General features: G+C 66.5%; 25 protein-coding genes. 18 read left to right on the top strand and 7 right to left on the bottom strand.

Translation table 11 applies throughout. The annotated features are described in order from the left end of the window. Positions 1-93: 93 nt before the first annotated feature. Together AC3IPM_RS16655 and AC3IPM_RS16650 are read left to right on the top strand one after the other, a co-directional pair. A complete protein-coding gene (locus tag AC3IPM_RS16655) occupies positions 94-372 on the top strand; it encodes a type II toxin-antitoxin system RelE/ParE family toxin (protein ID WP_489301339.1) in 279 nt (92 codons plus the stop codon). A 12-nt stretch (positions 373-384) separates the two neighbouring features. After that, on the top strand, positions 385-687 hold the full coding sequence (locus AC3IPM_RS16650; RefSeq protein WP_489301337.1) for a HigA family addiction module antitoxin: 303 nt from the start codon (positions 385-387) through the stop codon (positions 685-687). Between the two features lie 17 nt (positions 688-704). On the opposite strand, the gene AC3IPM_RS16645 is transcribed toward AC3IPM_RS16650, so the two are convergent. Then, entirely contained in the window at positions 705-1,310 is a 606-nt protein-coding gene (locus tag AC3IPM_RS16645; RefSeq protein WP_489301335.1) for a lipocalin family protein, read from the bottom strand. A 164-nt stretch (positions 1,311-1,474) separates the two neighbouring features. On the opposite strand from AC3IPM_RS16645, the gene AC3IPM_RS16640 reads away from it, so the two are divergent. Together AC3IPM_RS16640 and AC3IPM_RS16635 are read left to right on the top strand one after the other, a co-directional pair. Further along, positions 1,475-1,831 (top strand): hypothetical protein, encoded by a 357-nt coding sequence (locus AC3IPM_RS16640; RefSeq protein ID WP_489301333.1) that lies wholly within the window; start codon positions 1,475-1,477, stop codon positions 1,829-1,831. A gap of 35 nt (positions 1,832-1,866) precedes the next feature. Further along, entirely contained in the window at positions 1,867-3,963 is a 2,097-nt protein-coding gene (locus AC3IPM_RS16635; RefSeq protein WP_489301331.1) for a prolyl oligopeptidase family serine peptidase, read from the top strand. Positions 3,964-4,148: 185 nt separating this feature from the next. Here AC3IPM_RS16635 and AC3IPM_RS16630 read toward each other — a convergent pair whose 3' ends face one another. Continuing rightward, complete coding sequence (locus AC3IPM_RS16630) at positions 4,149-5,336, bottom strand: pyridoxal phosphate-dependent aminotransferase (RefSeq protein WP_489301330.1); 1,188 nt, start codon at positions 5,334-5,336, stop codon at positions 4,149-4,151. Between the two features lie 113 nt (positions 5,337-5,449). Between AC3IPM_RS16630 and AC3IPM_RS16625 the strand changes: the two genes are divergently transcribed. The 8 genes from AC3IPM_RS16625 (at position 5,450) to hslU (ending at position 13,005) form a co-directional block, all read left to right on the top strand. Then, positions 5,450-7,570 carry a S9 family peptidase gene (locus AC3IPM_RS16625; protein ID WP_489301328.1) on the top strand — a complete coding sequence of 707 codons (2,121 nt, stop codon included), beginning with the start codon at positions 5,450-5,452 and terminating at the stop codon, positions 7,568-7,570. Between the two features lie 60 nt (positions 7,571-7,630). After that, positions 7,631-8,059, top strand: a complete 429-nt coding sequence (locus AC3IPM_RS16620; protein WP_489301326.1) for a YbaN family protein — start codon at positions 7,631-7,633, stop codon at positions 8,057-8,059. A gap of 68 nt (positions 8,060-8,127) precedes the next feature. Beyond that, positions 8,128-8,367: an LPS translocon maturation chaperone LptM gene (lptM, locus tag AC3IPM_RS16615; protein WP_489301324.1), complete on the top strand. Its 240-nt coding sequence runs from the start codon at positions 8,128-8,130 to the stop codon at positions 8,365-8,367. Beyond that, positions 8,360-9,211 (top strand): diaminopimelate epimerase, encoded by an 852-nt coding sequence (gene dapF, locus AC3IPM_RS16610; RefSeq protein ID WP_489301322.1) that lies wholly within the window; start codon positions 8,360-8,362, stop codon positions 9,209-9,211. Before lptM ends, dapF begins: the two co-directional genes overlap by 8 nt. Further along, complete coding sequence (locus AC3IPM_RS16605) at positions 9,208-9,885, top strand: DUF484 family protein (RefSeq protein ID WP_489301321.1); 678 nt, start codon at positions 9,208-9,210, stop codon at positions 9,883-9,885. The genes dapF and AC3IPM_RS16605 overlap by 4 nt, the downstream gene beginning before the upstream one ends. A 22-nt stretch (positions 9,886-9,907) precedes the next feature. Further along, on the top strand, positions 9,908-10,798 hold the full coding sequence (xerC, locus tag AC3IPM_RS16600; RefSeq protein ID WP_489301319.1) for a tyrosine recombinase XerC: 891 nt from the start codon (positions 9,908-9,910) through the stop codon (positions 10,796-10,798). Between the two features lie 91 nt (positions 10,799-10,889). Further along, positions 10,890-11,441 carry an ATP-dependent protease subunit HslV gene (gene hslV, locus AC3IPM_RS16595; protein ID WP_489301317.1) on the top strand — a complete coding sequence of 184 codons (552 nt, stop codon included), beginning with the start codon at positions 10,890-10,892 and terminating at the stop codon, positions 11,439-11,441. A 187-nt stretch (positions 11,442-11,628) separates the two neighbouring features. Then, the gene (hslU, locus tag AC3IPM_RS16590; RefSeq protein WP_489301315.1) at positions 11,629-13,005 is read left to right on the top strand and encodes an ATP-dependent protease ATPase subunit HslU; all 1,377 of its coding nucleotides are present in this window, start codon (positions 11,629-11,631) and stop codon (positions 13,003-13,005) included. 250 nt (positions 13,006-13,255) lie between these two features. On the opposite strand, the gene AC3IPM_RS16585 is transcribed toward hslU, so the two are convergent. Then, positions 13,256-13,924 carry a TetR family transcriptional regulator gene (locus AC3IPM_RS16585; protein WP_489301313.1) on the bottom strand — a complete coding sequence of 223 codons (669 nt, stop codon included), beginning with the start codon at positions 13,922-13,924 and terminating at the stop codon, positions 13,256-13,258. Between the two features lie 235 nt (positions 13,925-14,159). Between AC3IPM_RS16585 and smeD the strand changes: the two genes are divergently transcribed. From smeD to AC3IPM_RS16570, 3 genes are read left to right on the top strand one after another with little or no spacing between them, the layout of a single operon-like run. Then, positions 14,160-15,335, top strand: a complete 1,176-nt coding sequence (smeD, locus tag AC3IPM_RS16580; protein WP_489301311.1) for a multidrug efflux RND transporter periplasmic adaptor subunit SmeD — start codon at positions 14,160-14,162, stop codon at positions 15,333-15,335. A gap of 12 nt (positions 15,336-15,347) precedes the next feature. Further along, positions 15,348-18,494 carry a multidrug efflux RND transporter permease subunit SmeE gene (smeE, locus tag AC3IPM_RS16575; RefSeq protein WP_489301309.1) on the top strand — a complete coding sequence of 1,049 codons (3,147 nt, stop codon included), beginning with the start codon at positions 15,348-15,350 and terminating at the stop codon, positions 18,492-18,494. Beyond that, a complete protein-coding gene (locus tag AC3IPM_RS16570; RefSeq protein ID WP_489301307.1) occupies positions 18,487-19,881 on the top strand; it encodes an efflux transporter outer membrane subunit in 1,395 nt (464 codons plus the stop codon). The genes smeE and AC3IPM_RS16570 overlap by 8 nt, the downstream gene beginning before the upstream one ends. A gap of 57 nt (positions 19,882-19,938) precedes the next feature. Here the strand turns inward: AC3IPM_RS16570 and AC3IPM_RS16565 are convergent, their stop codons facing one another. The 4 genes from AC3IPM_RS16565 to AC3IPM_RS16550 form a co-directional block, all read right to left on the bottom strand. Beyond that, positions 19,939-20,358, bottom strand: coding sequence for a low affinity iron permease family protein (locus AC3IPM_RS16565; RefSeq protein WP_489301305.1), 420 nt, complete (start codon positions 20,356-20,358; stop codon positions 19,939-19,941). 78 nt (positions 20,359-20,436) lie between these two features. Next, complete coding sequence (locus tag AC3IPM_RS16560; protein WP_489301303.1) at positions 20,437-20,769, bottom strand: hypothetical protein; 333 nt, start codon at positions 20,767-20,769, stop codon at positions 20,437-20,439. Between the two features lie 62 nt (positions 20,770-20,831). Next, a complete protein-coding gene (locus AC3IPM_RS16555; RefSeq protein WP_489301301.1) occupies positions 20,832-21,119 on the bottom strand; it encodes a hypothetical protein in 288 nt (95 codons plus the stop codon). 252 nt (positions 21,120-21,371) lie between these two features. Beyond that, positions 21,372-21,824: a nucleoside deaminase gene (locus AC3IPM_RS16550; protein ID WP_019186053.1), complete on the bottom strand. Its 453-nt coding sequence runs from the start codon at positions 21,822-21,824 to the stop codon at positions 21,372-21,374. A 135-nt stretch (positions 21,825-21,959) separates the two neighbouring features. On the opposite strand from AC3IPM_RS16550, the gene ubiE reads away from it, so the two are divergent. The 3 genes from ubiE (at position 21,960) to AC3IPM_RS16535 (ending at position 25,714) form a co-directional block, all read left to right on the top strand. Continuing rightward, complete coding sequence (gene ubiE, locus AC3IPM_RS16545) at positions 21,960-22,721, top strand: bifunctional demethylmenaquinone methyltransferase/2-methoxy-6-polyprenyl-1,4-benzoquinol methylase UbiE (RefSeq protein ID WP_489301299.1); 762 nt, start codon at positions 21,960-21,962, stop codon at positions 22,719-22,721. A gap of 103 nt (positions 22,722-22,824) precedes the next feature. Then, complete coding sequence (locus tag AC3IPM_RS16540) at positions 22,825-24,756, top strand: M1 family metallopeptidase (RefSeq protein ID WP_489301297.1); 1,932 nt, start codon at positions 22,825-22,827, stop codon at positions 24,754-24,756. Positions 24,757-24,982: 226 nt separating this feature from the next. After that, positions 24,983-25,714, top strand: a complete 732-nt coding sequence (locus tag AC3IPM_RS16535) for a hypothetical protein (RefSeq protein ID WP_489301295.1) — start codon at positions 24,983-24,985, stop codon at positions 25,712-25,714. Positions 25,715-25,716: the final 2 nt, after the last annotated feature.

Below are 25,716 nucleotides of genomic sequence, written 5' to 3'. Positions count from 1 at the left end.
TGGTCGGTACGCCAGGCATCGCCCGGCAGGCAGGCGTGCAGAGCGTGACCGGCGTCTGTGCTATATTCCGCTTGACGTAATACGCTGTGCGGAATGATCCAGTCCTTCCGTTGCCGCCATACCTCCGCCCTGTTCGATGGCCGCTGTCCCAGGCACTTCCGTGCCGTTCAAGCCGTGGCTGAGCGCAAGTTGCAGATGCTGGATGCAGCGCAGACGTTGGCGTTCCTGCGCAGCCCGCCAGGCAATCGGCTTGAGGCATTGGGTGGCAATCGGCGAGGGCAGTACAGCATCCGCATCAACGCGCAATGGCGGCTGTGCTTTGCCTGGACCGCCGCGGGTCCCTGCCACGTCGAGATCGTTGATTACCACTGAGGTGCCACGCACATGAGCCGTCCAACCAACAAACTGCGGGCCGTGCATCCGGGTGAGATCCTGCGTGAGGAGTTCCTGCTGCCCCTGCAGTTGAGCATCAATGCGCTGGCCCGCGCGCTGGATGTGCCGGCAACGCGGTTGCACGCGATCGTGCATGAAACCCGCGGCGTGACCGCCGATACCGCCGCGCGCCTGGCCCGGCACTTCGGTGGGGATCCGGCGTCCTGGTTGGCCTTGCAGGCCGAATACGATCTCAAGACGCTGCCGACCCGGCAGGAGATCGAAAGCAACGTGCGGCCACGTCAGGCGGCCTGAGCATCAACGTCCGCGCATCAGCGGACGTTCGGAACCTCATAGCCCAACCGGTCCACCTGCTCGGGGTGCTGTGGCACGCGCTTGAGCTTGTCGGTGTTGACCCCGTAGTCGTCGCGCAGGCGCGTGGCCAGGTCCTTGTACAGGTCCTTGTCCATGTCCGGCTTGCGCGCGAAGATCCAGGCCATCTCGCGGCCCGGGTAGCCCAGCATCGCCCACGAGTAGTCCGGCGCCACTTCCAGCACGCGGGTGTGGGTCGGCACGATCTTGTAGAACCAGGTACGCCAGTTGTGGTTGCCGCTCTCCTGATCCACCGAGGCACGCACGGTCAGTTGCTGCAGCGGCTCGGAGAAGCCATTGCGGTAGCGATAGGTGATGGACACCTTCTGGTCGCCACGCAGGCTGAATTCGTTGACGCTGGCCACATGGCCGCGCTCGATCGGATTGGGCACGCGCCCGATCACATACCAGGTGCCCATGAAGCGCTGCAGGTCGATCGGTGCACCGACGGCATCCGTGGCCACCGGCGCAGGGGTCGGCTTGGCCTCGTGGCGGAAGGCACAGGCGGACAGCAACGACAGCGTTGATACCAACAGGACAGCGCGAAGCGGGCGGTTCAGAGACATGCGGCAGAAGGCTCCAGTGGCTGGCACGGGCATGGTGGGTGGGACAGCGGAGAACGTCAATGGCGGCGTTGCCCCGGCCGGCCGTCGATCGCGCCGGCACAGGTCGCAGCCTGTGAGATGACGGCGCGGCAAGGTGACGCATCACTTTCGCACGGAGTCGTGCCATGCCCTTGTCGTCTTCGCGTCGTCCCGCCTCTTCACGCCGCGCCGTCCGTGCGGTGCCCGCCCCCGATCCGCAGGTGCTGCGCTGGGTTCGCCAACTGGCCCTGGCCGGGCTGGCACTGGTGCTGGTGTGGCCGGCCGCGCGGGGCAGCAGCGTGTGGTTGGGCTGGCTGCCGCTGTGGCTGGTCGGCATGCCATGGCTGGCCTGGTGGAGCCTGTACCGGTTCCGCCTGCCCGCTGCCCTGCTGCGCCGCCCGGTACGGCGTCGGCGTGGCCCACAGGCCCGGCGGCGGCTGCGGGCCCAGCCACGCCCGGCGCGCCCTGACCTTCGACACGGGAGCGCGGGACAGCCCGTGTGATAGCTTCCCAAGGCATATGAACGCTTGGAGCTGCAATGTCCCGAATCGCTTCCGCCTGCCTGATGGCAGGCCTGTTGTCCGCCGCCGCGGCAGGAACGGCCATGGCCGCTGAGACGCCTGACGACAAATACGCCTGGCTGGAAGACGTCAGTGGCGAAAAGTCGCTCGACTGGGTCAAGCAGCAGAACGCCAAATCCGAAGGCCGCCTGGCGCAGACCCCGGCGTTCAAACAGATGGAAGCCAGCATCCGCGAGGTGCTCGATTCGGATGCCAAGATCCCCGGCGTGCAGAAGATCGGTGACTACTACTACAACTTCTGGAAGGACAAGCAGCACGAGCGTGGCCTGTGGCGCCGTACCACCCTGGCCGAGTACCGCAAGGCCGCGCCGAAGTGGGAAACCGTGCTCGACCTGGACGCGTTGAACAAGGCCGAAGGCGAGAACTGGGTCTGGCACGGCGCCGACTGCCTGCGCCCGGACTATTCGCGCTGCCTGATCGCGCTGTCGCGCGGCGGTGCCGATGCCGACGTCACCCGTGAGTTCGACCTGGCCAGCAAGAGCTGGATCAAGGACGGCTTCTTCCGTCCGGAGTCCAAGGGCGGGCTGAACTGGATCGACCGCGACACCGTGTTCGTCTACACCGATTTCGGCAGCGGCAGCATGACCACCTCCGGCTACCCGCGCGTGGCCAAGCTGTGGAAGCGTGGCACGCCGATGTCCTCGGCCAGCGTGGTGTACGAAGGCAAGCCGGATGACATGTACATCGCGGCCATGCACGACGACACGCCCGGCTACGAGCGCAACCTGGTCAGCCGCACGCTGGCCTTCTACAACAATGAAATCTACCTGCGTGGCGACGACGGCAAACTGACCAAGATCGACGCCCCGAACTCCGCCGAGAAGGGCCTGCACAAGCAGTGGCTGACCCTGGAACTGCGTGAGCCGTGGACCGTGGGCGGCAAGACCTACACCGCCGGCTCGCTGCTGGTCACCCAGCTGGACGACTTCATCGCCGGCAAGCGTGATTTCGAGGTGCTGTTCGCCCCGACCGAGACCACCTCGCTGGCCGGGACCAGCTGGACCCGCAGCCACCTGGTGCTCAACGTGCTCGACGACGTCAAGAGCCGCCTGAGCGTACTGACCCCGAGCGCCAGTGGCTGGAAGAAGAGCGACTTCACCGGCGCACCGTCGTTCGGCACCGTTGCCGTGGGCGCAGTCGACGCCGACGACAGCGATGCGGTGTGGATGACCGTCACCGACTACCTCACCCCGACCACCCTGGCCCTGGCCGAGATCGGCAAGCAGCCGGAAGTGCTCAAGACCATGCCGGCGTTCTTCAACGCCGAGGGCAAGGTGATCGAGCAGCACTTCGCCACCAGCAAGGACGGCACCCGCGTGCCGTACTTCGTGGTGCACGCTAAGGACATGAAGCTGGACGGTTCCAACCCGACCCTGCTGTATGGCTACGGCGGCTTCGAGATCTCGCTGACCCCGAGCTACTCCGGTGGCATGGGCCGCGCCTGGCTGGAGAAGGGCGGCGTGTACGTGGTGGCCAACATCCGCGGTGGTGGCGAGTACGGCCCGCGCTGGCACCAGGCCGCGCTGAAGCAGAACCGCCACAAGGCCTACGAGGACATGGCCGCGGTCGCCCGCGACCTGGTCAGCCGCAAGATCACCTCGGCCAGGCACCTGGGCGTGCAGGGCGGCAGCAACGGTGGCCTGCTCACTGGCAACATGCTCACCCAGTACCCGGAGCTGTTCGGGGCGGTGGTGGTGCAGGTGCCGCTGCTGGACATGAAGCGCTACAGCCACCTGCTGGCGGGTGCCTCGTGGATGGCCGAGTACGGCAACCCGGATACGGCCGATTGGGACTACATCAAGACCTTCTCGCCGTACCACCTGTTCGACGCGAAGAAGACCTATCCGCCGGTGCTGTTCACCACCTCCACCCGCGATGACCGCGTCCACCCGGGCCATGCGCGCAAGATGGCGGCCAAGATGATCGAGGCCGGCAAGGACGTCACCTACTACGAGAACATCGAGGGTGGCCACGGCGGGGCGGCGAACAACGCCCAGGCCGCGCACATGTCGGCATTGGCCTACAGCTTCCTCTGGGAGCAGCTGGCCAAGTAAGGGCCGACGTTGCCCGATCGCCACGGCGGCCGGGCAACGTGCTATGGATAGGGGACCACCGCAGGCAGCGCCTCCGGACCCACCTCCGGGTGGTGGGGCGTCAAGTTGGCCCTACCCCTTTTGGACGCCGCGCAGCAATGCGCGGCGTTTTTTTGTGCCCGTACCGACCCGTGGGCGCTACCGGTTCACCGCGCCCAACGCGCCAGGCCCCGCGTGATCCGCGCCACCGCCTCTTCCAGCCGTGGCACGTCCTGCGTGTAGGCCAGGCGCACATGCTGGTGGGCCCGGTAGTGGCCGAAGTCCAGGCCCGGGGTGAACGCCACGTGCTCGGTTTCCAGGAAGTGTGCGCAGAACGCCTGCGCGTCGTCGGTGAAGTCGCTGACATCGGCATACAGGTAGAACGCGCCCTGCGGCTCCACCTCGATCCGGAAGCCCAGCGCCCGCAGCGCGGGCAACAGGTAGTCGCGGCGTTCGCGGAAGGCCGCGCGGCGCTGCTCGAAGATGGCCAGGGTGTCCGGTTCGAAGCAGGCCAGCGCGGCGTGCTGGGCGATGCTGGAGGCGCTGATGTACAGGTTCTGGGCCAGCTTCTCCAGGTCGGGGACCGCCTGCGGTGGCGCCACCAGCCAGCCCAGCCGCCAGCCGGTCATGCCGAAGTACTTGGAGAAGCTGTTCAACACGAACGCCTCGTCATCCACCTCCAGCACGCTGGCCGCGTCCAGCCCATAGGTGAGGCCGTGGTAGATCTCATCCACCACCAGGTGCCCGCCGCGTGCTTTCAACGACTGCGACAGCGCCGCCAGCTGCGCGGCCGACAGCACGGTGCCGGTGGGGTTGGCCGGCGAGGCGACCAGCGCGCCGACGCTGTCCCCGTTCCAGCGCTGCGCCACGTGTTCCGGCGTGAGCTGATAAGCCGTCTGCGGGCCGACCGGCACCAGTTGCGCGGCGCCCTCGACCAGGCGCAGGAAATGCCGGTTGCACGGATAGCCCGGGTCGGCCAGCAGCCAGTGCTTGCCCGGGTCCACCAGCAGGCTGCTGGCCAGCAGCAGCGCGCCGGAACCGCCGGGGGTGACCACGATCCGCTCCGGGTCGATCTGCAGCTGGTAGCGCTGCTGGTAGAAACCGGCGATCGCCTCGCGCAGCGCCGGCAGCCCGCGTGCGGCGGTGTAGCGGGTGTGGCCGGCGGCCAGCGCGGCCTGGCCGGCGCGCACGATCGGCGCGGCGGTGGTGAAGTCCGGCTCGCCGATCTCCAGGTGGATGACGTCGTGGCCGGCCTGTTCCAGCGCCTGCGCGCGGGCCAGCAGCGACATCACATGGAAGGGTTCGATTTCCTGGCTGCGGCGGCTGTAGCCGGCCGTGGGGGTAGGGGGGCTCATCCATCGCATGATAGGCGCAGTGACCAACGGCAGGCTTGCTGCCACCTGGATCCCCGCCGCAGACTGGGCTGAACACGGACGCCATTGCATTCCCCCGCCAGGAGCCTTATCTCGTGAAACCCGCCCTCTGTTTATTGGTTGCCAGCCTGATGACCTCTTCCCTGCATGCCGCCCCCGCGCTGACCCCGCCCGACGCCGAGAAGCATCCGCATGTCGTGAAGGCCCCGTTCGGCGCCACCCGCAGCGACGACTACTACTGGCTGCGTGATGACAAGCGCGAAGACGCGAAGATGCTGGCCTACCTGAATGCGGAAAACGCCTATACCGACCAGGTGATGGCGCCGCTCAAGCCGCTCGAGGACAGCCTGTACAAGGAGATCGTCGCGCGGATCAAGCAGGACGATGCCAGCGTGCCGGCGCGCGAGCGCGGCTACTGGTATTACACCCGCTTTGAAACCGGCAAGGACTACCCCATCCAGGCGCGCCGCAAGGGCAGCATGGAGGCGCCCGAAGAAATCCTGCTGGACATCAACCAGATGGCCGCAGGCAAGAACTACTTCGACGTCGGCGATGCCGATGTCAGCCCGGACAACCAGCTGCTGGCCTGGGCCGAAGACGATGTCGGCCGCCGCCAGTACGTGATCCGCTTCAAGGACCTGCGCACCGGTGAGGTGCTGCCGGACCGCGTCGAGAACGTATCGCCGAACGTGGTCTGGGCCGATGACAACCGCACCCTGTTCTACGTCGAGAACGACCCCGAAACCCTGCTCACCGTGCGCGTGAAGAAGCACGTGCTGGGCACCCCGGCCAGCAGCGACGTGCTGGTCTACGAAGAGAAGGACGACAGCTTCTACATGGGCGTCGGCCGGACCCGCGACGACCGCTTCCTGACCATCGAACTGCACAGCACCGTCAGCTCGGAAACGCGCTATGCACCGGCCGCCGACCCGCAGGCCTTCACGGTGCTGGCAGCGCGTGCGCGCGACGTGGAATACGACGCGGACCACTTCAACGGTCGCTGGGTGATCCGCACCAATGATGCCGGCGCGAAGAACTTCAAGATCGTCACCGCGCCCAGCGATGCCCACGCCCGCAGCCAGTGGACCGACTGGGTCGCGCACGATGACGCGGTGCTGATCGAAGGGGTGGAGCTGTTCGACGGCTTCAGCGCCATCGCCGAGCGGTCCAACGGCCTGGAGCGCATCCGCCTGCTGTTCGCCGACGGCCGCCAGGACTACGTCAAGGCCGATGAACCGGCGTACTCGATGGGCCTGTCGGCCAATCCCGAGCATGACACCCCGTGGCTGCGCTACGGCTACACCTCGCTGACCACGCCCACCACCACCTACGAACTGAACACCGTCACCGGTGAGCGTCGCCAGCTCAAGCAGCAGCCGGTGCTGGGCTATGACCCGTCGCAGTACACCACCGAGCGGGTCTGGGTGACCGCACGCGATGGCGTCAAGGTGCCGGTCTCGCTGGTCTACCGCAACGGGTTCAAGAAGGACGGCAGCGCCGCGCTCTACCAGTACGCCTACGGCAGCTACGGCATGTCGATGGACCCGGGCTTCAGTTCCACCGTGGTCAGCCTGCTGGATCGCGGCATGGTCTACGCCATCGCGCATATCCGCGGTGGCGAGGAAATGGGCCGCGCCTGGTATGAAGACGGCAAGCTGCTGAAGAAGCAGAACACCTTCAACGACTTTGTCGATGTCACCCGCGAACTGGTTCGCCTGGGCTATGCGTCCAAGGATCGCGTCGCTGCCTCCGGTGGCAGCGCCGGCGGGTTGCTGATGGGCGCGGTGGCCAACCAGGCGCCGCAGGATTACCGGGTGATGGTTGCCCAGGTGCCGTTCGTGGACGTGGTCACCACCATGCTCGACGCCAGCATCCCGCTGACCACCAATGAATATGACGAGTGGGGCAACCCGGAGCAGCGCGAGTACTACGACTACATGCTCAGCTACTCGCCCTATGACAACGTGAAAAAGCAGGCCTATCCGGCCCTGTTCGTCGGGACCGGCCTGTGGGATTCGCAGGTGCAGTACTGGGAACCCGCCAAGTGGGTGGCCAAGCTGCGCGATGACAATACCGGCACCCATCCGCTGGTGTTCCGCACCAACATGGAGGCCGGCCACGGCGGCAAGTCCGGGCGCTTCCAGCGCTACCACGAGCTGGCCGAAGCCTATGCCTTCGTGCTCGACCAGCTTGGCGTGACGCCCGCGGTGAAATGAGGCCGGGCGGGCCGGGCGGTTGCCATCGCGGCGACTGCCCGGGCTCGCTATGCTGACGGCATGACCCTGCCCGAACGCCCCGACGTCACCGATGCCCCGGCCGGGCGGGCGACGGTGCGTTTCCGCTGGGCGTGGTGGTTGCTGGCCTATGCCAGCCTGGGTACCGGCATCGTCGGCATCTTCGTGCCGGGCCTGCCCACCACGGTGTTCATCCTGATTTCGGCCTGGGCCGCTTCGCGCGGCTCCGAGCGGCTGCACAGCTGGCTGCTGCAGCACCCGCGCTTCGGCCCGGCGATCAGCAACTGGCAGGCGCACGGTGCGGTCAGTCGCTACGCCAAAGGGATGGCCACCGCGACCATGGCCGTGTGCGCCGGGATCATGCTGTGGTGCGTCCCCATCGCCTGGGTGAAATGGCTGTCGATCGGCTGCATGGCCGTGGTGGCGATGTGGCTGTGGAGCCGGCCGCTGCCACCGAAAGAAACTCCCTGAATGATGGGGTAACGAGCCCCCTGAGTCAGCGCGCATGCGCTTACGCGCGCCACGGCTATACTCGGGATATGAGCATCCCCCATCGCAACCGAATCCTGATTCCGTTGGCAGCGGCCTCGCTGCTTTTCCTCGCGGCCTGTGGCAACAAGGGCCCGCTGGTGCTGCCGCAGAAGCCGGTGCCGGTCGAAGAAGTGGTCGAACCGGCGGCCGACGCCACCGCTACGCCCGCCGCGACCGATGCCACCAACGATCCGCCGGTGGTGCCCGATCCGGTCGACCCGTTGAAGGCCAATGACGGGAATGAATAAGGCCGCTTCCCCGGCGCTGCGCTTCAGCAAGATGCACGGCGCCGGCAATGACTTCGTGGTGCTGGACCTGCGCGACGGCTCGCCGCCGCCCACTGCGGCGTTGGCCGCCCAGCTTGCCGATCGCCACACCGGCGTCGGCTGTGACCAGATCCTGACCATCGAGCCGCCGCGCGCGGAAGGTTCCATCGCCGCCTACCGGATCTGGAACGCCGATGGTTCGCAGTCCGAGCAGTGCGGCAACGGCGCGCGCTGCGTGGCCGCCTGGCTGGTCCGCGATGGCGCCGCGCAGGGCGATACCTTCAGCATCGACAGCCCGCTGGCCACGCATGCCATCGAACGCCTTGGCACGGACGAATACGCCGTCGCGATGGGCGTACCGCGGTTCGAGCCGGACCAGGTGCCGCTGCTCGGCTTCGCCCGCGCCCGCGCGGAATACCTGCTGCCGCTGCAGGGCGACACGGTGCGCTTTGGCGCGGTGTCGATGGGCAACCCGCACGCGGTGATCGAAGTCGGCCTGATCGATGCGGCCCCGGTCGAGCGGCTGGGTAGCCTGCTGCAGCAGCACGCCACCTTCCCGCAGTCGGTCAATGTCGGCTTCGTGCAGGTGATCGACCCGACCCATGCGCGCCTGCGCGTGTTTGAACGCGGCGTCGGCGAGACCCTGGCCTGCGGTAGTGGGGCCTGTGCGGCGGCGGTGGTGATGATGCAGCGCGGCCGTCTTGAACGCGACGCCACGCTGGCCCTGCCCGGCGGTACGCTGCGCCTGCGCTGGCCAGCCGACGATGCCCAGGTGGTGATGTCCGGCCCGGCAGCCTTCGTCTTTGAAGGGGAGTGGAACGCATGAACGAAACCGCTGAAAAGATCGGTGCGCATGAAGTGGCCGCCTGGCTGCGTCGGCATCCGGGCTTCCTCAAACAGTTTCCCGACCTGGCGCTGACGCTGGTGGTGCCGCGCGATGACGGCCCGACCGCATCGCTGGCCAGCTACCAGCTGGAAGTGCTGCGCGACAAGAACCGCGAACTGTCGCGGCGGCTGGGTGATCTGGCCACCAATGCGCAGGTCAACGAGCGCCTGGCCGTGCGCACGCATCAGCTGACCCTGGCATTGATGAAGCAGGACAACGCCGCCGATACGCTGCGCGCGATGGCCGCCTCGCTCGAGGAAGATTTCGCCGGTGACCTGGTGCGCCTGGTGATGCTTCACCCGGTGGCGGGGCTGGAGCAGGCGCCGTGGCTGCAGGTGATCGAAGAGGGCAGCCCGCAGCTGGCCTCGTTCCGCGACTGTCTCAAGGATGGCGAGCCGATCTGTGGGCGCCTGCAGCCGGAAAAGAACACCGTGCTGTATGCCGAGCAGGTCGAGCAGGTGCAGTCCAGCGCCTTGCTGCCGCTGCCCGGCGTGGGCCTGATCGCGGTGGGCAGCCACGACGGCAACCGTTTCTATCCGGGCATGGGCACGTTGTTCCTGCGCATGATGGGCGAGTCGTTGGTGGTGGCATTGAAGCGCTTCGGCGCCGCCTGAGCCGGGCACCACCGTTGATGCCATGAGCGCCGTACAGGAATTTCTCGCCTACCTGCAGGTGGAGCGCCGGATGTCGGTGCACACCCTGGATGCGTACCGCCGCGACCTCGACGCACTCACCGCCTGGGCCGAGCCGCAGGGCATCGCGCTGGATGCGTTGGCCAGCGATCAGCTGCGCCAGTTCATCGCCGCCGAGCACCGTCGCGGGCTCTCGCCGACATCGCTGCAGCGGCGCCTGTCGGCCTGCCGCAGTTTCTACGCCTGGTTGCTCAAGCACCAGCGCATCGCGACGAGCCCCGCTGCGGGATTGAAGGCGCCCAAGGCACCGCGCAAGCTGCCGCAGGTCCTTGATGCCGACGAAGCGGTGCAGCTGGTGGAGCTGCCCACCGACGCGCCGCTGGGGCTGCGCGATCGCGCGCTGCTGGAACTGTTCTATTCCTCCGGGCTGCGTTTGAGCGAGCTGTGCGCGCTGATCTGGCGCGACCTGGATTTCGCTACCGGCCTGGTCAACGTACTGGGCAAGGGCAACCGCGAGCGCCGCGTGCCGTTCGGCTCGCATGCGCGCACCGCGCTGCTGGGCTGGCGTGCCGAGAGTGGCGGCGGCGACGCGCAGCCGGTGTTTCCCGGGCGCAAGGGTGGCCCGATCACCCAGCGGGCGATCCAGATCCGCATCCGTCAGCTGGCCCAGCGCCAGGGCCTGTTCAAACATGTGCACCCGCACATGCTGCGGCACAGTTTCGCCAGCCACATCCTGGAATCTTCCGGGGACCTGCGCGGCGTGCAGGAACTGCTCGGCCATGCCGATATCGCCACCACCCAGATCTACACCCACCTGGATTTTCAGCACCTGGCCAAGGTCTACGACGCCGCGCACCCGCGCGCCAAACGGCGCAAGAGCAGCAACGAAAGCTGAATCGATCCGCTGCGTCACCCGGCCGCAGGGCGGGGTGGGTTGAAGCCTTCGGCAACGACCCCACCTCAGTTCTTGTCACCCCGGAGGCTCCATGGACCCCAGTCAGAATCCCAACGTATTCCACGCCACCACCATCATCTCGGTGCGGCGCAACGGGCATGTCGCCGTTGCCGGCGATGGCCAGGTCACGCTCGGCCACACGGTGATGAAGGGCAATGCCCGCAAGGTGCGCCGGTTGGGCCGTGAGGGCCAGGTGCTGGCCGGTTTTGCCGGTGCCGCCGCCGACGCCTTCACCCTGTTCGAACTGTTTGAAGCCAAACTCGAAAAGCACGGCCAGCTGCAGCGCGCCGCGGTGGAGCTGGCCAAGGATTGGCGCACCGAGCGCCGCCTGGGCAAGCTCGAGGCGCTGCTTGCGGTAGCCGACAAGGACACCTCGCTGATCATCAGCGGGACCGGCGATGTGATCGAGCCGGAGGACGGCATCATCGCGATCGGCTCCGGTGGTTCGTATGCGTTGTCGGCAGCGCGCGCGCTGATGGCACACACCGAACTGGACGCTCGCACCATCGCCATGGAGTCGATCAACATCGCCGGCGACATCTGCATCTATACCAATCGCAACGTGGTGGTTGAAGAGCTGTAGCGCACGGCGCTACAGCTCTGTAGTGCCGGCCGCTGGCCGGCAACCCCATGAACCCTGACGCAGATGCGTGGTTGCCGGCCAACGGCCGGCACTACCGGGTTCAGGGGGCTTTGCAACCTGAAACATGGCGTAGTGCCGGCCGCTGGCCGGCAACCGCGACACACCACATTCACTCGTGAGCACACCCATGCCGCACAAGATCGAAGTCTCCTCCGCCACCATGACCCCGCGCGAGATCGTGCAGGAGCTGGACCGCCACATCGTCGGCCAGCATGACGCCAAGCGCGCGGTGGCGATCGCGTTGCGCAACCGCTGGCGGCGCATGCAGCTGCCGGCCGAGCTGCGCAACGAAGTGATGCCCAAGAACATCCTGATGATCGGCCCGACCGGTGTCGGCAAGACCGAGATCGCGCGCCGTCTGGCCACGCTGGCCAACGCACCGTTCGTGAAGGTTGAAGCGACCCGGTTCACCGAGGTCGGCTACGTCGGCAAGGACGTGGAACAGATCATCCGTGACCTGGCCGATACGGCGGTGAAGCTGTACCGCGAGCAGGCCAAGGTGCGCGTGCGCAACCAGGCCGAGGAACGCGCCGAAGACCGCATCCTGGATGCGCTGTTGCCGCGCCGCAGCGGCGGCATCGGTTTCGATCCGGAGGCCGCACGCAACGAGCCGTCGTCGCAGGACAATGAAACCCGGATCAAGTTCCGCCGCATGCTGCGCAACGGCGAGCTGGACGAGCGTGAGATCGAGCTGGACCTGACCGCCAACGTCAGCATGGACATCATGACCCCGCCGGGCATGGAAGAAATGGGCCAGCAGCTGAAGTCGATGTTCGCCAACCTCGGCGGCGGCGCGAAGGCGCACAAGCGCACGCTGACGATCAAGGCGGCACGTCCGCTGCTGGTGGAAGAAGAAGCCGGCAAGCTGGTCAACGAGGAAGATATCCGCACCGCGGCGATCGAGGCCTGCGAACAGCATGGCATCGTGTTCATCGACGAGATCGACAAGGTGGCCAAGCGCGGTGACAACGTAGGCGGCGGCGATGTGTCGCGCGAAGGCGTACAGCGTGATCTGCTGCCGTTGGTGGAAGGCTCGAACGTGTCGACCAAGTACGGCACGATCAAGACCGACCATATTCTGTTCATTGCTTCCGGCGCGTTCCATCTGGCCAAGCCCAGCGACCTGATTCCAGAGCTGCAGGGTCGCTTCCCGATCCGGGTGGAGCTGGGGGCGCTGAGCAAGAATGATTTCGTGCGGATCCTGACCGAGCCGAAGGCGGCGCTGACCAAGCAGTACGAGGCGTTGCTGCAGACGGAGGGCGTGTCGATGAAGTTCACCGACGACGCCGTGGACCGTCTGGCGGAGATCGCCTTCCAGGTCAACGAGCGCCAGGAGAACATTGGTGCGCGTCGTCTGCACACGGTGCTGGAGCGGTTGCTGGATACCCTCAGCTACGAGGCACCGGACCGTGATGGTGAAACGATCAGCATCGACCAGGCGTACGTAGATGCGCACCTGGGCGAGCTGGTGAAGGATCCGGATTTGAGCCGTTACATCCTGTAACGCGCGGCAACGATCGGGTGGTAGGAAGGCGGTGGCACGCAGGTGCTGCCGCCTTTTTTTGTTGTGTCGCCATACGCACACAGGTAGAGCCACGCCATGCGTGGCTATCGCGGCGCAGCCGCGCAGATGCCGCACCACGCGCAATGCCGGAACCAAGACCTGCGTCAGGGGTTCATGATTTCGGAACGAAGAGCAGCCATGCATGGCATGGCTCTACCCGGCGCAGCGGCGCAGAGGCCGCACCGCGCGCTTAAACCTCGTCGTCCGTCGGCAATGCCGTCGGCGCCGCGCCCGGGGTGAATACACCAGGCAGCACGAACGCGCTGAAGATGGCATCCAGGGTTTCGGCGCTGTCGCGCGTGAGGTCGAACAGGTCCGGCTCCAGCATCGAGCTGTACAGCACGCCGGTCAGGCTGGTGCTGACGATCCGCGACACCGTATCCACATCCACGTTGTCGCGCAGCTGGCCCAGTTCGCGCGCGCGCTGGAAGGCCCCGGCGATGATCGCCAGCTCCTCGCGCGAGGCTTCGCGCTGCAGCTTCTGCATGGCCTGGCTCTCGGCCGACAGGTCGTTGCGCAGCATGATTTCCATCAGTTTGCGCAGCCCTTCGTCCTCGGCCAGCTCCTGCAGCGATACCAGCAGTGCCGAGCGCAGGTCCAGTACCGGGGTGGTGCGCTTGGAGGACGTGGCCCGGCGCAGCCGCTCGATGAACGGCACGCGCTCGCGCTCGATCATCGCCGTGAGCACTTCGGTCTTGTTCTTGAAATGCCAGTACACCGCCCCGCGGGTATAGCCGGCACGGGCGCCGATCATCGCCAGGCTGGTGCCGGCAACCCCGAATTCATGGAAACAGGCCTGGGCCGCGTCGAGGATGCCCTCGCGGGTGGCCTGCGCCTCTTCTTTGGTCTTTCTGGCCATTGCGTTGTGCAGTTGCTGGATGAAACCGACCTGAATTGTACCGCTTTACAAACAAACATGCATGTATGTATATTTGCGCCCCACGGATCCTGGGGGTGGGCCGCCGCTGCGCGCGGTTTGCCTCTTGGCCTCTGTTTTGCTGTCTTTTGTCGTCCTTTTGCGTGTTTTTCTCGCACTTTCAGCGAGAAACACCCGGGCGGACGCCCCTTCTTTGTCTGCTGCGAGCCCTCCCACCATGTCCCGAACCCCGTACCGTCTCCTCGCGCTGTCCCTGGCGATTGCCCTGACTGTGTCCGCCTGTGGCGGTGGTGAGCAGGAGGGTCCGCAGGGCGGGCCCGGCCAGGTCACCGTGGCCACCCTGAAGGCCGAGCAGGTGGGCCTGACCCGCGAACTGCCCGGCCGCACCAATGCCTTCCTGGTCGCCGAAGTGCGCCCGCAGGTCAGTGGCATCGTCGCCAAGCGCGTGTTCACCGAAGGTGGCCTGGTCACCGCCGGGCAGCCGCTGTATCAGCTCGACGACGCCAGCTACCGCGCCCAGGCCAACAGCGCCCGCGCCCAGTTGGCCCGCGCCGAAGCCACCGCCAACGCCGCGCGCCTGAGCGCCAGGCGCATCACCGAACTGGCCAAGGTCGACGCGGTCAGCAAGCAGGACCTGGAGAACGCGGTGGCCGCGCAGAAGCAGGCCGACGCCGATGTCGGTGCTGCCAAGGCCGCGCTGGATGCCGCCAACGTCACCCTCGGCTATGCCCGCATCACCGCCCCGATCAGTGGCCGTATCGGCAAGTCCTCGGTCACCCAGGGCGCGCTGGTCAGTGCCGGCCAGGCCGATGCGCTGGCCACCGTGCAGCAGCTCAACCCGATCTATGTCGATCTGACCCAGTCGGCCAGCGAACTGCTGCAGATGCGCCGCGAGCTGGCCGCCGGCCGCCTGCAGGACAACCAGACCCTGCCGGTCACCATCCTGCTCGACGACGGCACCGAGTTCAGCCACAAGGGCACGCTGGAGTTCTCCGAAGTCAGCGTCGATCCCACCACCGGCAGCTACGCGCTGCGGGTCAAGGTCGACAACCCCGACCAGATCCTGATGCCCGGCATGTACGTGCGCGCGCAGGTCGGCAGCGGCGTGCGCGAGAACGGCATCCTGGTGCCGATGCAGGGCATCGCGCGCGATCCCAAGGGCGATACCAGCGCCATGGTGGTCGGCAAGGACAACAAGGTGGAAGTGCGCCCGGTCAAGGTCAGTCGTGCGGTCGGCAACAAGTGGCTGGTCGAGGACGGCTTGAAGGCCGGCGACAAGGTCATCGTCGAAGGCCTGCAGAAGATCCAGCCGGGCATGCCCGTGCAGGCCACCGAGATGGGCGCCGCGCCGGCCAAGCCGGCCGCGCCGGCGGCCCCGGCCGACAAGCAGTAAGCGGAGAATCCAATGGCTCGTTATTTCATTGATCGCCCCATCTTTGCGTGGGTGATCGCGATCATCATCATGCTTGCCGGTGCGCTGGCCGTGGTGAAGCTCCCCGTCTCGATGTACCCGGAAGTGGCACCGCCCGCGGTCGAAATCAGCGCCACCTACCCGGGTGCGTCGGCCAAGGTGGTGGAGGACTCGGTGACCCAGATCATCGAGCAGAACATGAAGGGCATCGATGGCCTGATCTATTTCTCCTCCAACAGCTCGGCCAATGGCCAGGCCACCATCACCCTCACCTTCGAGAGCGGGACCAATCCGGACATCGCCCAGGTGCAGGTGCAGAACAAGCTGCAGCTGGCCACCCCGCTGCTGCCGCAGGAAGTGCAGCGCCAGGGCATCAACGTGGCCAAGTCGAGCAGCGGCTTCCTGCAGGTGATCGGCTTTGTCTCCAACAACAACAGCATGGATGCCAACGACATCTCCGACTTCGTCGGCTCCAATGTCGTGGACACGCTGAGCCGCGTGCCGGGCGTGGGCAACATCCAGGTGTTCGGTGGCAAGTACGCCATGCGCATCTGGCTGGACCCCAACAAGCTGCACACCTACAAGCTGTCGGTGGATGAAGTGACCGCGGCGGTGACCGCGCAGAACGCGCAGGTCGCCATCGGCCAGCTCGGCGGTGCGCCGTCGATCAAGGGCCAGCAGCTCAACGCCACCATCAACGCGCAGAGCCGCCTGCAGACCCCGGAACAGTTCCGCAACATCCTCGTCCGCGGTGGCACCGACGGCAGCGAGCTGCGCCTGGGCGATGTCGCCCGCGTGGAGCTGGGTGCGGAAAGCTACGACTTCGTCACCCGCTACAACGGCAAGCCCTCCACGGGTATCGCCATCACCCTGGCCACCGGCGCCAACGCGCTGGCCACCGCCAACGGCGTACGCGCGGCGCTGGACGAAATGAAGCCGAACTTCCCGGCCGGGCTGGAATCGGTGGTGCCGTATGACACCACCCCGTTCGTGCAGGTCTCGATCAAGGGCGTGATCAAGACGCTGATCGAAGCGATCGTGCTGGTGTTCGTGGTGATGTACCTGTTCCTGCAGAACTTCCGCGCCACCTTGATCCCCACGATCGCGGTACCGGTGGTGCTGCTGGGCACCTTCGGCATCCTGGCCGCGCTGGGCTTCTCGATCAACATGCTCACCATGTTCGCCATGGTGCTGGCGATCGGCCTGCTGGTGGATGACGCCATCGTGGTGGTGGAGAATGTCGAACGCATCATGTCCGAGGAAGGGCTCTCGCCACTGGAAGCCACCCGCAAGTCGATGGGGCAGATCACCGGTGCGCTGGTGGGTATCGGCCTGGTGCTGTCGGCGGTGTTCGTGCCGATGGCCTTCATGAGCGGCTCCACCGGCGTGATCTACCGGCAGTTCTCGGCGACGATCGTCTCGGCGATGGCCTTGTCGGTGCTGGTCGCCATCGTGCTGACCCCGGCGCTGTGCGCCACCATGCTCAAGCCGCTCAAGAAGGGCGAGCACCACGTGGCGCACAAGGGCTGGTCGGGCCGTTTCTTCAACGGTTTCAACCGTGGCTTCGACCGTTCCAGCGAAACCTACCAGCGCGGCGTCAAGGGCATCCTGGCCCGGCCGTGGCGTTTCATGTCGATCTTCGCCGCATTGGCGGTGGTGATGGGCCTGCTGTTCATGCGCCTGCCCAGTTCGTTCCTGCCCAATGAAGACCAGGGCATCCTGATGGCGCTGGTGCAGACCCCGGTCGGCGCTACCCAGGAGCGCACGCTCGAAGCGATGGGCAAGCTGGAAGACCACTTCCTCAACAATGAAACCGAAGCGGTCGAATCGGTGTTCGCGGTGCAGGGCTTCAGCTTTGCCGGTATGGGCCAGAACGCCGGTATGGCCTTCATCAAGCTCAAGGACTGGAAGGAGCGTAGCGCCGACCAGGGCGTGGGCCCGATCACCGGCCGTGCGATGGGGGCCCTGGGCCAGATCAAGGACGCCTTCATCTTCGCCTTCCCGCCGCCGGCCATGCCGGAGCTGGGCATCGGTTCGGGCTTCACCTTCTTCCTGAAGGACAACAGCGGCCAGGGCCACGACGCCCTGCTCAATGCGCGCAACCAGCTGCTCGGCGGCGCCGGGCAGAGCAAGCTGCTGGCCAATGTGCGTCCCAACGGGCAGGAAGATACCCCGCAGCTGCGCATCGACGTGGACGTGGAAAAGGCCAACGCGCTGGGTCTGTCGGTCGCCTCGATCAACAACACCCTGGCCACCGCGTGGGGCAGCAGCTACATCGATGACTTCATCGACCGTGGCCGCGTCAAGCGCGTGTACGTGCAGTCCGACGCCGACTTCCGCATGAACCCGGACGATTTCAATGTCTGGTCGGTGAAGAACGCCAAGGGCGAGATGGTGCCGTTCAGTGCCTTTGCCTCCAAGCATTGGGACTACGGCTCGCCGCGCCTGGAGCGCTACAACGGCGTGTCGGCGATGGAAATCCAGGGTGAGCCCGCCCCGGGCGTGGCCTCGGGCGACGCCATGATTGAAATCGAACGCCTGGCCAAGGATCTGCCGCCCGGCTACGAGATCGAATGGACCGCGCTGTCCTACCAGGAACGCCAGGCCGGTTCGCAGACGCCGCTGCTGTACACGCTGTCGCTGCTGATCGTGTTCCTGTGCCTTGCTGCGCTGTATGAAAGCTGGAGCGTGCCGACCTCGGTGCTGCTGGTGGCCCCGTTGGGCATCCTCGGCGCGGTGCTGGCCAACACCATGCGGGGCATGGAGCGCGACATCTACTTCCAGGTGGCGATGCTGACCACGGTGGGTCTGACCAGCAAGAACGCGATCCTGATCGTGGAGTTCGCCAAGGAAAACCTGGAGAAGGGCGTGGGCCTGATCGAGGCCACCATGCATGCCGTCCGCGACCGCCTGCGTCCGATCATCATGACCTCGCTGGCGTTCGGCCTGGGTGTGTTGCCGCTGGCCATCGCCTCCGGCGCCGGTTCCGGTGCGCAGCGTGCGATTGGTACCGGCGTGCTCGGCGGCATGGTGGTGGGCACGTTGCTCGGGTTGTTCTTCATCCCGCTGTTCTTCGTGGTGGTGCAACGCGTGTTCAATCGCAAGAAGTACGGCAAGAACGCCGGAGGCTCCGATGCATAAGCCCTTGACCGCCAGCCTCGCGCTGGCCATCAGCCTGGCCCTGTCCGGCTGTGCCACGCTGGTGCCGCGCAGCACCGAGGTCGCCCCGGCGATCCCGGCGCAGTGGCCGGCGACCACCGCCCGCACCGATGCCGCCACCGTGGAGGTGGCGGACATCGGCTGGCGCGATTTCTTCACCGACCCGCGCCTGCAGTCGGTGATCGAACAGTCGCTGGAGAACAACCGCGACCTGCGCGTGGCCGTGCTCAATGTTGAACGCGCCCGTGCGCAGTACCGCATCCAGCGCGCCGACCGCGTGCCATCGATTGCCGCGCAGGGTCAGATGACCCGCAGCGGTGGCGATGCGCCGGTGACCGAGCAGTTCAGTGCGAATCTGGGCGTGGTCGAGTTCGAGCTGGACCTGTTCGGACGCGTGCGCAACCTCAGCCAGGCCGCGCTGCAGCAGTACTTTGCCGAGGCCGCCAACCGGCGCAGCGCGCAGTTGAGCCTGGTGGCCGAAGTGGCCAATGCCTGGCTGACGCTGGGCGCGGACCAGGAGCAGCTGCGGATCGCGCAGGCCACGCTGGCGACCTATGAGGACTCGCTGCGCCTGACCGAGGCCCGCCAACAGCTCGGCGGCGCCTCCTCGCTGGAACTGAGCCAGACCCGCACCCTGGTGGAAACCGCGCGCACCGATGCGGCGCGCTTCGCCGGGCAGGTTGCACAGGACCGCAACGCGCTGGTGTTGTTGGCCGGTGGCCCGGTGGATGCGGCGCTGCTGCCGGCTGCCGAAGTCACCGACGTGGCCGCGCTGCGGCCGCTGCCGGGCGGCGTGCCGGGCGATGTGCTGCTGCGGCGCCCGGACGTGATGGCCGCCGAGCATGTGCTGTTGTCGGCCAATGCCAACATCGGCGCGGCGCGTGCGGCGTTCTTCCCCTCGATCAGCCTGACCGGCAGCGTGGGATCGGCGTCGTCGGAACTGTCGAACCTGTTCGACAGCGGCACCCGTGTGTGGAGCTTCGTGCCGAAGCTCAACCTGCCGATCTTCCAGGGCGGCAAGCTGCGCGCGAACCTGGGCATGGCCACCGCCGACCGTGACATCGCGCTGGCCAGGTACGAAAAGGCGATCCAGTCCGGCTTCCGCGAGTCCGCCGATGCACTGGCGCTCAACGACAGCCTGGATGCACAGCTGGCCTCGCAGCAGGCACTGGTGGCCGCGGCCGAACAGGCGCAGACGTTGTCGCAGGCCCGCTACGATGCCGGCCTGGACAGCTTCCTGACCCTGCTCGACGCGCGTCGCACCGCCTATACCGCGCGCAAGTCGCTGGTCAGCACCCAGCTGGCCCAGCAGTCCAACCAGGTCGCGCTGTACAAGGTGCTGGGCGGCGGTTGGCACGAGCGCGGGTGATCACGCGTGGGCGCGGCGGCGACGCTGTGCCCGGATCCCGATACCGCCTCGGGCACGTCATGTGCCCGGGGCGCTTCCGTCACCGTGGCAGGCGCGGGCGCGCTCCAGCGCATCACCGGCCTCGCGCGCCATGCGCTCGTATTCGCGGCGGATTTCCTCCAGGCGTTCTTCGTCCAGCTCTTCCAGGTCCAGCAGTTCGTTGCTGGCCTCGGCGGTGACCCGGATCAGCTCATCGAGCTTGATCTGGATCGCAGCCGTGTCCGCGTTCTGGCTGTGCTGGATCAGGAACACCATCAGGAAGGTGATGATCGTGGTGCCGGTGTTGATCACCAGCTGCCAGGTGTCGTTGAACTTGAACACCGGGCCGCTCAGGCCCCAGACGATCACGATGGCCACCGCGGCCAGGAACGTCCAGGGCGTACCAGCGGCATAGGACGCCTTCTTGGCGACCAGGTTGAACAGGCGTCGAATCTTCATGGGGCAGGGCAATGATGGCCAGGGTGGCAGGCATCATTGGCGCGGCCCCGTGTACGCGCCGTGCAGCGCGCCACACGCTCAGACGTGCGCGACCAGCCGCGGCCGCGAGGCCTGGTCCTGGTGGCCGGCCAGGTAGACGTGTTCCCAGCACTGGTCGACGAAAACACGCGCCTGCTCTTCGCTCAAGCGCGGCATGATCTGCAGCGCGTAGTGGGTCTGGAACAGCTCATCGCGCTGCTCGTCGCTGGCACGCGGCTGGGTGATCAGCGAATCGCAGGCGAACTTGATCCACGGCACGTAATGGCCGAACGAACCCTGTCCGAGATTGCCCTCGGCGTGGCGCTGCCGCCAATGGCTGATCTCGGCATCAACGTCGATCACGGCAGGGATGGAAATCGGGGCGGAAGGCATGGTTGCTTCGATATGAGGGGAGGGGATGTGCGCAGCGTGCTTAAAGTGCGGTGCATGCAGTGTCATGGCAGCGTAGAGCCGGTGTGGCGGGCGTGCCTGACGGGTTCAGGTCGCGGCACGTTCAACAACTGCGCGTGCTCGACCACGCCGAGGCGTTCGGCCAGTTGTGCGAGCTGGTTGCACAGCGCAATGCGCCGGTGGGGATGGGCCTGTGTGAGTTCATCCTGCAGGGTCTGGTAGGCGCTCCAGAACGGTGCGGCGTTGTGGAATTCCGCGTACTGCGCCTGCAGCTGTTTCCAGGCATTTTCCAGTGCGGGATCGACGATGGTGCGGCGTGTCTGGCCGTGCATGACGTCACCTCGACGTTGTTGGCCCCTGTGCATCAACCATAGGCAGATGCGTGCACGCCGTTGTTAGCGCCGCGTGTGCGTGGGGTGCAGTACCACGCGTGATCCATGCCCTTTAACGGGCGTAGACGTCGACAGCACAACGCTTTCACATTGCTGTCTGCAACTGAAGCGTTCAGAACGCAGCGCGCGCATGCCGCGGCGCTGCGTCGGGTGCGCCGCGTTTGATGATGCAAACGCGCCGCGCAGGGTGGCTTACTCGCCGATGTCTTCGTTCCAGACCTCGGGGTGGGCCGAGATGAAGCCGCCGAGCAGGTCGATGCAGGCCTGGCTCTGCATGTCGATCACCTTCACGCCGTTCTCGCGCAGCCATTCAATGCCGCCCTGGAACGTCACCGACTCGCCCACCACCACGGTGCCGATGTTGAACTGGCGGACCAGCCCGCTGCAGTACCAGCACGGGGCCAGGGTGGTGACCATGATGGTGTCCTGGTAGCGGCGCTGGCGGCCGGCCTTGCGGAACGCATCGGTTTCGCCATGCACGGACGGGTCGCCTTCCTGCACCCGGCGGTTGTGGCCGCAGCCGAGCAGGCGGCCATCGTTGTGGTACAGCGCCGCGCCGATCGGGATGCCGCCCTCGGCCAGGCCCTGGCGGGCTTCGGCGATGGCGGTTTCAAGCAGGGCGGCGTAGTCGGGGGTGGTGATCATGGGCATTCCGTGGACGTCTGGACCGCCATGATAGTGGCCGCCCGCGGCGCCGGCACCCGTCGGCGCGGGCCGGCTGCGTCGCCCGGTCGCAGTCCTGGCCTGCCGCAGCGGCGCCGATGCTGCGATAATCGCCCCATGAGCGAATCCCCCTACAAGAGTGGCACCACCCATTTCGGCTTCCGCGATGTCGCCGCCAAGGACAAGCAGAAGCTGGTGGGCGAAGTGTTCACCTCGGTCGCGCGCAGCTACGACCTGATGAACGACCTGATGAGCCTGGGCATCCACCGGGCGTGGAAGCGCTACTACGTGGCCACCGCGCAGGTGAAGCCGGGTGACCGCGTCCTCGACCTGGCCGGCGGCACCGGCGATATCGCCGCGCTGATCAAGGAGCGGGTCGGTCCGGACGGTGAAGTGGTGCTGGGCGACATCAACGCCGGCATGCTCTCGGTCGGCCGCGACCGCCTGATGAACCGTGGCCTGGTCTCGGGCCTGGAGTACGTGCAGTGCAACGCCGAGGCGCTGCCGTTCCCGGACGCCAGCTTCGACCTGGTCACGATCGCCTTCGGCCTGCGCAACGTCACCGACAAGGATGCCGGCCTGCGCGAGATGTACCGCGTGCTCAAGGTGGGCGGCCAGGCGCGCGTGCTGGAGTTCTCCGAGGTCACCGCGGACTGGTTCAAGCCGATCTACGATTTCCACTCGTTCAAGATCCTGCCCAAGCTGGGCCAGCTGTTCGCCCGTGACGGGGACAGCTACCAGTACCTGGCCGAGAGCATCCGCAAGCATCCGGCGCAGGAGCCGTTGAAGGCGATGATGACCGAGGCCGGCTTCGCGCGGTGCCACTACAAGAACCTGACCGGCGGGATCGTGTCGATCCACTCCGGGTACAAGATCTGAACCGGCCGCGCCGGAACGACTGAATGCGCGGCATGTTGCAGTGCCGCTACGCCGGGTCCGGACAGGGGGTAAACTGGTCGTTTCACCCTGATCGGTCCCGCTCATGCGATCTTCGTTGTTGTTGATTCCCCTGGCCGTGGCGCTGGCTGCCGGCTGCTCCAAAGAACCTGCGGCCCCGGCCGCCGCGCCCACCGCTACCGCACCGGCCAGCACCGCCATGAAAGCCGACAGCCGCAGCCATGACGAAAGCTCCTACGCCGAGCCGGACAAGGTGGTCATCAAGGACCTGGCGCTGGATCTGAAGCTGGATTTCGACAGCAAGCAGATCGGCGGCACCGCCCTGTACACCCTGGAGTGGAAGGACAAGGCGGCCAAGCAGCTGGTGCTCGACACCCGCGAGCTGAGCGTGGAGAAGGTCGAGGCGATCGGCGCCGATGGCAAGGCCTCGCCGCTGCCGTTCGTGCTGGCTCCGGTGGACAAGGTGTTTGGCAGCAAGCTGAGCATCGATGCCCCGCAGCAGCCGGCCAAGGTGCAGATCACCTACCACACCGCACCGACCGCCTCGGGCCTGCAGTGGCTGGAGCCGTCGATGACGGAGGGCAAGAAGCTGCCCTTCATGTTCAGCCAGTCGCAGGCCATCCACGCCCGTTCCTGGGTGCCGCTGCAGGACACCCCGAGCGTGCGTTTCACCTACAGCGCGCACGTGGTTTCGCGCCCGGACGTGATGGTGCTGATGAGCGCCGACAACGATCCCAAGGCCGCACGTGACGGTGACTACACCTTCAAGATGCCGCAGCCGATTCCGTCCTACCTGCTGGCGATCGCCGCCGGCGACCTGGTGTTCGAGCCGATCTCCGGCCGCTCCGGCGTCTGGGCCGAACCGACCATGGTCGGCAAGGCGACCAAGGAATTCGAAGACACCGAGAAGATGATCGGCGCCGCCGAGAAGCTGTACGGCGAGTACCGCTGGGGCCGCTACGACATGCTGGTGCTGCCGCCGTCGTTCCCGTTCGGTGGCATGGAAAACCCGCGCCTGACCTTCGCCACCCCGACCGTGATCGTCGGTGACAAGTCGCTGGTCTCGCTAGTCGCCCACGAACTGGCGCACAGCTGGTCGGGCAACCTGGTGACCAACGCCAGCTGGAAGGACATCTGGCTCAACGAGGGCTTCACCACCTACGTGCAGGGCCGCATCACCGAGGCGCTGTATGGCCAGGAAATGGCCGAGATGGAGCGTGAGATCGACCAGAACGATCTGCTCGCCGAGATCAAGGACAAGAGCCCGGCCGACCAGGCCCTGGCGCTGCCGCCGCTGACCGAGCGTGACCCCGACGATGCCCTGAGCCAGGTCGCCTACGTCAAGGGCGCGTGGTTCCTGCAGTTCCTGGAACAGCGTTTCGGCCGGGAGACTTTCGATCCGTTCCTGCGCGGCTGGTTCGATGACCATGCCTTCCAGAGCGCGAACACCGACCAGTTCGTGGCGTACCTGAAGAAGAATCTGCTGCCGAAGAACCCCACGGCGGTCACCGATGCCGAGCTGAAGGCATGGCTGGACGAGCCGGGCATTCCGGCCTTCGCGGCCAAGGCCCGTTCGCGCAACTTCTCCATCGTCGATACCGCGCGTATCGCCTGGCAGGGCAGCGACAAACTGCCCAATTCGCAGATCACCGGCGAATGGGTCACCCAGGAATGGGTGCACTTCATCGACGGCCTGGGCAAGACCCTGCCGCTGGACAAGCTGGCTGCGCTGGACAAGGCCTACCACTTCACCGGCACCGCCAATGGCGAGATCGCGATGCGCTGGTACCCGCTGGCGATCCGCAGCGGCTACACCGACGCCAATGCAGCGGCGGCGGAGTTCATCGAGCGCGTCGGCCGTCGCAAGCTGATCCTGCCGATCTACGCCGAACTGGTGAAGACCCCGGAAGGCCTGGTGCTGGCCAAGGCTGCCTTCGAGAAGGCCAAGCCCGGCTACCACCCGATCACCACCGCCTCGGTGCAGGACATGCTGGACAAGGCAAGCGCCGGCAAGTAACCGCCGATGCTGTGTGGAACGAAAACGGCGGGGAAACCCGCCGTTTTCTTTTGCGCGGGTGCCGGGCCTGTTCCGCGCGACGCGTGGTTGCCGAGCATGGCTCGGCACTACCCACATTCCTGGTCCCCAGGTAGAGCCGGGCCATGCCCGGCTGCTCTTCACCGCAGCAGACGATAAAGTAGACCGGTAACGCCACCGGCGTATTTCCCAAGACACGGAGCACGCAATGAAACGACTGATCCTGGTGGCCGCCTGCGCCCTCGCGCTGGCTGCCTGCAGCAACCCCGAGGCCGAGCGCAAGGCGCAGGAAGAGGCGGCAGCGGCGGCCAAGGCGCAGCTGGAGCAGAAGGCCGAAGGCGTGGCCAAGCAGTACGACATGGCCGTGGCCGCGCAGGACTGGGAGCGCGCGCGTATCCATGGCGGCTCGCTGCTGGACCAGTACAAGGGCACCGACGTGGCCGCACGGATCGAACCGGGCTACGCCGAGGTCAAAACCAAGGCCGACACCGCGCGCGAACTGCGCCGTATGCAGGGGCTGTGGCAGTACAACCAGATTCCGGTGGGCAGCAAGGGCATGCAGGTGTCCGCGCAGATCTACAGCAAGGAGCGCGTGGACGTGGACGGCAGCGGCGCCAAGCCGGTGCAGCTGGTCTTCCGCGACCACCCCGAGTGGAAGCGGCATGCCTACCTGGTGCTGCAGGCAGGCGATTTCCGCTGCCCGAAGTGCCAGGTCAAGGTCACCGTTGACGACGGCAAGCCGATCGCGATGGCCGCCTGGCGTCCGGATACCGACGAAGCCATCGCGATGTTCATCACCGACCAGAAGGCGCTGTGGAAACTGGCGCGCAAGGCCAAGGTGATCAGTATCGAGTTCCCGGTCAAGGCCGGCGGCACCCGCACGGCGGTGTTCGAGACCGGCGGCGTGGACGCCAGCCGCATGCCCAAGTGGTGGGAGTGACC

The sequence above is a fragment of the Stenotrophomonas sp. GL_111 genome (assembly GCF_057835245.1).
This window is presented reverse-complemented; position numbering and strand designations above follow the sequence as displayed.